The organism is Turicibacter sp. T129 (assembly GCF_025594975.1).
GTDB classification, from domain to species: Bacteria; Bacillota_I; Bacilli_A; order MOL361; family Turicibacteraceae; genus Turicibacter; species Turicibacter bilis.
Genome location: NZ_JAMQUU010000036.1, coordinates 20639 through 27357 on the forward strand (window position 1 = coordinate 20639; position 6719 = coordinate 27357).

Consider the following 6719-nt stretch of genomic DNA (forward strand, 5'->3'; position numbering starts at 1 on the left):
GATATGCCAATCTGGCATTTTATCTCAAAAGAAGCTAAATTGTGGGGTGAAATTCGATGTCAACGATCACACATCGTAACAATACAAAACGTGTTAAAGTGGGAGAGTTATACATTGGTGGTGCTAACGAAGTTATTATTCAAAGTATGACAACGACAAAAACACACGATATTGAAGCAACTGTTGAGCAAATTAACCGCTTAGCTAAAGCTGGCTGTCAACTTGTTCGAGTGGCATGTTTAGATGAAACAGATGCCAAAGTTTTAAAAGAAATTAAAGAACGTATTACCATTCCATTAGTAGTAGATATTCATTTTGATTATCGTTTAGCGTTAATGGCGATTGAAGCCGGTGTTGATAAAATTCGTATTAATCCAGGTAATATTGGAAATGAGGAAAAAGTACGCCAAGTCGTTGAAGCAGCTAAGGCTAAACAAGTTGCTATTCGAATTGGTGTTAACGCTGGTTCACTAGAGAAAAATATTTTGCAAAAGTATGGGAAAGCGACACCTGAAGGAATGGTGGAAAGTGCTAAATTCCATGTTCAAATTTTAGAAGAACTTGGATTTGAAGATATTATTATCTCATTAAAAGCCTCAGATACTGACTTAGCGATTAAAGCTTATGAATTAGCAGCTCAAACCTTCTCTTATCCACTACACTTAGGAATTACAGAAGCGGGAACAGTTTTCTCTGGGACGATTAAAAGTTCAATCGGTCTTGGTATCTTATTAAATCAAGGAATTGGAAATACGATGCGTGTCTCATTAAGTGCTGACCCAGTCGAAGAAATTAAAGTCGCACGTGAAATTTTAAAGAATTTCGGATTAATCAAAAATGCACCAACCCTCATTTCATGCCCAACATGCGGACGTATCCAATATAACTTAATTCCACTTGCACAACGTGTAGAAGACTATCTAACAACGATTCCTCATGATATTCATGTGGCCGTTATGGGATGTGCGGTCAATGGTCCAGGTGAAGCTAAAAATGCTGATATCGGGATTGCTGGTGGACGTGGTGAAGGATTACTTATTAAAAATGGAGAAATCATTCGTAAAGTACCTGAAGATCAAATGTTTGACACATTAGTTGAAGAAATTCAATTACTTGTTAAAGAACGTGAACAACAAAATAACTAACAAAAACGAGGAGATGAACTCCTCGTTTTTATAATTTAAAATAAGTCACAATTGTTGTACTTTGGTTTGTTTTTGTTTTAATGACTCTTGATTCTTCTCTTACATTTTCATGAATGGATTTAAAACTTTAAGATTTTATACTTATTATGATATTTTCTTGAAAATAACTTTATATAGAGAGAAGTAACCGTTGTCTTTAAAAAACGACTCATTTTTTAGAACGTTTTGTCATAGGATACATAGTATAAATGAGTATGGCTCATTTATTGCAAAAGGGGGAATCACTATGTATGAGTTATTAAAAGCTACCTTAATGCAACTTACGATTGAAGATTTAATCTTATTAAATTCTAAAAATGACCTGCGAATCGATGCTAGTGATTTGGAATGTTTTCATTACGTATTAACCAATTACTGGAACGAAGTCATCGATGAAAGTTCTTTATCCTTAAACCACGATCAATTACGTACTCATCTAAATACGTCTAATATATCAAAATATCACGAACTTATTACAAACATTAAACGCAATGTCATTTTCAACAAAAAATAACCATCCATTTGGATGGTTATTTTTCTTATTATAGACGTCCTAAGTTATCAGATAAAAATTACGCGGTAATATCCACCATCGTATTTTTATTTTTGAAAGATCAAGTCAGCTTGAATTACTTTACTGTGGGGTTTCCTATGCCTGAAAGCATGCTTGAACCCTACAATTTAGTACAGAGGAAATGTATAGGCAATACCAAAGTTTATAAAGCTGTTCTGATTTACAGAAAAGATTATACGCTCACGAAACTCGAAAAGCACTTTCTTAACGCCTTATGCAATCAAAAAGAAACTATGTATGATGCAAATCGAAAAAGAAGGTTCGACCCAAAAATCGAACCTTCTTTTTTAATTTGTATATAAGTATTATTTAGACGATAAATATTCATCTATAGCTATGGCAGCCATTTTACCTGCACCCATTGCTGAAATTACTGTTGCAGCGCCGGTAACGGCATCACCACCTGCATAGACAGCTTCACGTGAAGTAAGACCGTCTTCATTTACAATGATACCGCCTCTTGAGTTGACTTCAAGACCTTCGGTGGTGTTTTTAATAAGCGGGTTGGGTGAAGTTCCGATCGAAATAATCACGGTGTCGACAGACAACACAAACTCTGATCCTTCTACTGGAATCGGACGCCGGCGGCCTTTTTCATCAGGCTCACCGAGTTCCATCTTAATACATTTCATACCTGTAACAAATCCATTTTTCGGATCAAACTTATCGTCGGGATTGTCATAACCCAAAATCTCAATAGGATTGTTAAGCAATCTGAACTCAATTCCCTCTTCTATCGCATGCTCAACCTCTTCCTTACGTGCAGGAAGCTCCTCCATAGAACGACGGTAAACAATATACACCTTTTCGGCACCCAAACGAAGGGCTGTTCTTGCGGCATCCATAGCAACATTCCCCCCCCCCACAACAGCCACCTTACCGCCTTTCATAATAGGTGTTTCGGGATTTTTAAGGTAGGATTTCATAAGGTTGCTACGGGTTAAAAATTCATTAGCAGAATAAACCCCTTTAAGACTTTCACCAGGGATTCCCATAAAATTAGGTAGGCCTGCTCCCGAACCGACAAACACGGCCTCATATCCCATATCAAAAAGTTCGTCAACGGTGAGTGTTTTACCAATAACAACATTAGGCTCAATATCAACACCAAGTGCTTTAAGTGTGTCGACCTCTTTAGCAACAATAGACTTGGGCAGACGGAATTCTGGAATACCGTAAACAAGCACACCACCAGCGGTATGCAGAGCTTCAAAAACCGTAACCTTATAGCCTTTTTTAGCAAGGTCACCCGCACAGGTAAGCCCAGAAGGACCTGAGCCTACAACCGCAATCTTGTATCCATTTGATTGTGGCTTACCAGGCGCATCGGTTGCATTTTCGTTGTGCCAATCAGCAACAAAGCGTTCAAGTCTACCTATACCCACAGGTTCAAACTTTATGCCTAAAGTGCACTTACTTTCACACTGTGTTTCTTGAGGACAAACTCTACCGCAAACAGCAGGCAGTGAAGATGATTTTGAAATCACTCTATAAGCACCTTCAAAGTCGCCATCTTTAATTTTTGAAATAAAATCGGGAATATTGATATTTACAGGACAGCCGTTAACGCAGGGCTGATTTTTACAATTTAAACAGCGCTGTGCTTCGGCGATTGCAATTTTCTCTGTGTACCCAAGTGCAACCTCGTCAAAGTTATGAGAACGAACCTGCGGCTCTTGCGTAGGCATTTCATGCTTTTTAGGATTTATAGCCATTTTGTATTTCCTCCTTATGCCTGTTTAAACAGGTTGCAGGTTTCTTCGTATGCATGACGCTCAAAGTCCCAATACATTTTGCCCCTCGATATTGCTTCATCGAAATCTATTTCATAGCCGTTGAACTCAGGTCCATCAACACAAGCAAACTTGGTAACCTTTTTGCCGTCTTGATTTAAAGTCAATCTGCAACCACCGCACATACCTGTACCGTCAATCATAATCGGGTTCATTGACACAGTAACAGGTGTTCCGTAAGGTCTTGCAGCCTCGACTACAAATTTCATCATAACAAGGGGACCTATTGTGATAATCATATCAAATTTTTCACCTGCTTCGAGCATTTCGGTAAGAGGTACGCAAACATTACCTTTTCTACCGTAAGAACCGTCATCGGTCATAAGGTGCAACTTTTCAGAGCAAGCCTTAAACTCATCTTCAAGAATAACAAGATCACGCTTTCTAAAACCGATAATGCTTGTAACCTCCCCACCCATTTCGTGAACAGCCTGGGCAATAGGCATGGCAATAGCACACCCAACACCTCCGCCTACAATGCAAACCTTTTTAAGACCTTTAATATGGGTAGCAACACCAAGCGGGCCTACAAAGTCCTGAATGGAGTCCCCCTCGTTTTTATGATTAAGCTTTTCAGTAGTAGCACCCACTATTTGAAAAATAATTTTAACTGTGCCATTTTGCTTATTTGTTCCTGCAACAGTAAGCGGAATACGCTCGCCGTCTTCATCAACGCGCAAAATGATAAACTGACCGGGGAGTGCCTTATTTGCTATAAGCGGAGCTTCGATTTCCATTTGCGTTACGGTAGGATTCAAAATTCTCTTCTTTATAATTTTATACATAATATTCCCCTTTCTTCTGCAAAAAAGCGACCGCTGATACAACGATTGCTTTTTGTGTAAATTTTAGTTTACTGTTTAGAAGTCAACCTCAGTGTCATAATAGCAGCATTTAAGCAGCTTTTCCATCTCTTCAACAGAAGGCTGACGGGGATTTGAACCGGTACAAGCATCAGCAAGGGCATTCTTGGCAATCTCGGGAAGTCTCTCAAGGAATACTTCTTCAGGAACAAAACCGTTCTCGCAAGGATAACTGTCAGCGCCGTAGTTCTTGATACACTGCGGAATATTCAAGGCATCGTTCATTCCACGCAGATATTTAATAAGGTTCACAATCTTTTCATCATCGTTCGCACCCTCAAGACCCATATAATCAGCGATAACACCGTAACGCTTCTTAGCAGTCTCATCCTTAGCGTTGAAAGCGATAACTTTTGGTAAGTACATTGCGTTAGCAGCACCATGAATAATGTGTGCACCAAAGTCCTCAAAAGCAGCACCAGTCTTGTGAGCCATAGAGTGAACAATTCCGAGCAAAGCATTTGAAAATGCCATACCTGCAAGGCATTGAGCATTATGCATAGATGCACGCTTGGACATATCGCCGTTATAAGAATCAATAAGATCACTCTGAATCATTTTAATAGCAAATATAGCGAGCGGATCGGTAAAGTCACAGTTAGCGGTGGAAACATAAGCTTCAATAGCGTGAGTCATAGCGTCCATTCCGGTATGAGCTGTAAGTTTCTGGGGCATAGTCTCTGCAAGCTCAGGGTCAATAATTGCAATATCAGGAGTAATCTCGAAGTCAGCAAGAGGATACTTGATGCCTTTTTCATAGTCAGTAATAATAGAGAAAGCAGTAACCTCGGTAGCGGTACCGGATGTGGAAGGAATAGCACAGAAGCGTGCCTTCTTACGAAGCTCGGGAATCCCGAATACTACACACATCTGTTCAAAGGTAATTTCAGGATACTCATACTTGATCCACATAGCTTTTGCAGCATCAATAGGAGAACCACCGCCGATAGCTACGATCCAGTCGGGTTGAAATTTAGTCATAGCCTCTGCACCACGCATAACGGTATCAACTGATGGATCGGGTTCGATACCTTCAAAAAGTTCAACTTCCATGCCGGCTTCTTTTAAGTAGGATACTACTTTATCAAGAAAACCAAAACGTTTCATTGAACCGCCCCCAACGCAAACCATTGCGCGGGTTCCTTTAAGAGTCTTGAGTACCTCAAGCGTACCTTTTCCATGGTAAAGATCACGGGGTAAAGTAAAACGTGCCATAAAATGACCTCCAAACTTTATTATTTTTTAATTACCTATTTGTATTATATTATTAAACATAAGTGGATATAACTACCAATTAGAGAAGCTTGTCTTACATAAATTGATAACATATCTATTCAAAAACTCGGTTATCAACTTATGTAACTTCGAATTACTTATTTGGTAGTTCCCCAATAGAAAAAAAGATAATATTATGCTGTCATGAACCATACAACTTTCTTGGTCCATAACGATAAGATCACTGGAGCACATCATGACACCATTATCAAAAGGATAAAGACATCCGGAAGAGAGACCATTTTAGGAAGAGATGCTCTCTCTTTTTTGTAGCAAAGTATACAGTTATTGATTACCAATATGACGCTTCGTAACAGAAAAGTATCTTTTATATGGCTCTTGTTTTTAAACGGAAGAACTATGATACAGCGGCAATCACTCTTGTCGAGAGGCAATAGCAGATTGCCAAGGATATAGGTACAAGTAAACACACCATAAAGCGATATATCCATTTTACTAACCTTATCCGTATCGAAGAAACCCGTTTAGAAAATACCTATATGCTTTACGAACTTAATGATATATGAAAGAAACTATGATCCTTTGCAGAATACGCAAAGAAAGCACTGCCTTCGGAGCATGTAAATCTTATCTCAACGTTTGTTGAACGAATTTATATTAATACAGGGAATGACAAAAGATTTTGCCATATCTTTGTGAAAGATTGTACTGAAGAGGACTATACAAACCTCTTTGACTCAGCCGGTTACATATCCCATTCTGCTAATCGCATAAATTTAACATAAAGTAATTCAAAAGAACATAGCAAACACAATATGATATTTACCATTGCAAGTTGTATGTACTAAACTGTTTTTATTCTTTATGGATAAACCTCCCAATACTTTGACAAATTGGTAAAAAAATCTTTTTTGTCTTTAACATTAGGAGTTTTTTTATTTGAATCCCACCCTAACAGCTTTTAGAACCACCTGCATAGCAGATGATTTTCATTTAGACAATCGAGTAGGAGATAATTAATTAATTTAATCATCGTCCTCTCACACCACCGTACGTACGGTTCCGTATA

General features: G+C 38.5%; 5 protein-coding genes. 2 read left to right on the forward strand and 3 right to left on the reverse strand.

The window, feature by feature from the left end; genetic code table 11:
• Positions 1-56 precede the first annotated feature (56 nt).
• Together ispG and NEH75_RS07375 are read left to right on the forward strand one after the other, a co-directional pair.
• Positions 57-1145 carry a flavodoxin-dependent (E)-4-hydroxy-3-methylbut-2-enyl-diphosphate synthase gene (ispG, locus tag NEH75_RS07370; protein WP_262948720.1) on the forward strand — a complete coding sequence of 363 codons (1089 nt, stop codon included), beginning with the start codon at positions 57-59 and terminating at the stop codon, positions 1143-1145.
• Between the two features lie 286 nt (positions 1146-1431).
• Positions 1432-1698: a hypothetical protein gene (locus tag NEH75_RS07375; RefSeq protein ID WP_055242551.1), complete on the forward strand. Its 267-nt coding sequence runs from the start codon at positions 1432-1434 to the stop codon at positions 1696-1698.
• A 365-nt stretch (positions 1699-2063) separates the two neighbouring features.
• On the opposite strand, the gene gltA is transcribed toward NEH75_RS07375, so the two are convergent.
• The 3 genes from gltA to NEH75_RS07390 all read right to left on the reverse strand — a co-directional run bounded on the left by gltA (position 2064) and on the right by NEH75_RS07390 (position 5629).
• Complete coding sequence (gene gltA / locus NEH75_RS07380) at positions 2064-3473, reverse strand: NADPH-dependent glutamate synthase (RefSeq protein ID WP_262948721.1); 1410 nt, start codon at positions 3471-3473, stop codon at positions 2064-2066.
• A gap of 14 nt (positions 3474-3487) precedes the next feature.
• Positions 3488-4336 (reverse strand): sulfide/dihydroorotate dehydrogenase-like FAD/NAD-binding protein, encoded by an 849-nt coding sequence (locus tag NEH75_RS07385; protein WP_055242545.1) that lies wholly within the window; start codon positions 4334-4336, stop codon positions 3488-3490.
• Positions 4337-4411: 75 nt separating this feature from the next.
• Positions 4412-5629 carry an iron-containing alcohol dehydrogenase gene (locus tag NEH75_RS07390; protein ID WP_055242542.1) on the reverse strand — a complete coding sequence of 406 codons (1218 nt, stop codon included), beginning with the start codon at positions 5627-5629 and terminating at the stop codon, positions 4412-4414.
• Positions 5630-6719 lie beyond the last annotated feature (1090 nt).

What these genes read in the sequence shown, in the direction of transcription:
- NEH75_RS07390 (WP_055242542.1), bottom strand. Translation starts at nt 5,629, where the DNA reads ATGGCACGTTTTACTTTACCCCGTGATCTTTACCATGGAAAAGGTACG.
- NEH75_RS07375 (WP_055242551.1), top strand. Translation starts at nt 1,432, where the DNA reads ATGTATGAGTTATTAAAAGCTACCTTAATGCAACTTACGATTGAAGAT.
- gltA (WP_262948721.1), bottom strand. Translation starts at nt 3,473, where the DNA reads ATGGCTATAAATCCTAAAAAGCATGAAATGCCTACGCAAGAGCCGCAG.
- ispG (WP_262948720.1), top strand. Translation starts at nt 57, where the DNA reads ATGTCAACGATCACACATCGTAACAATACAAAACGTGTTAAAGTGGGA.
- NEH75_RS07385 (WP_055242545.1), bottom strand. Translation starts at nt 4,336, where the DNA reads ATGTATAAAATTATAAAGAAGAGAATTTTGAATCCTACCGTAACGCAA.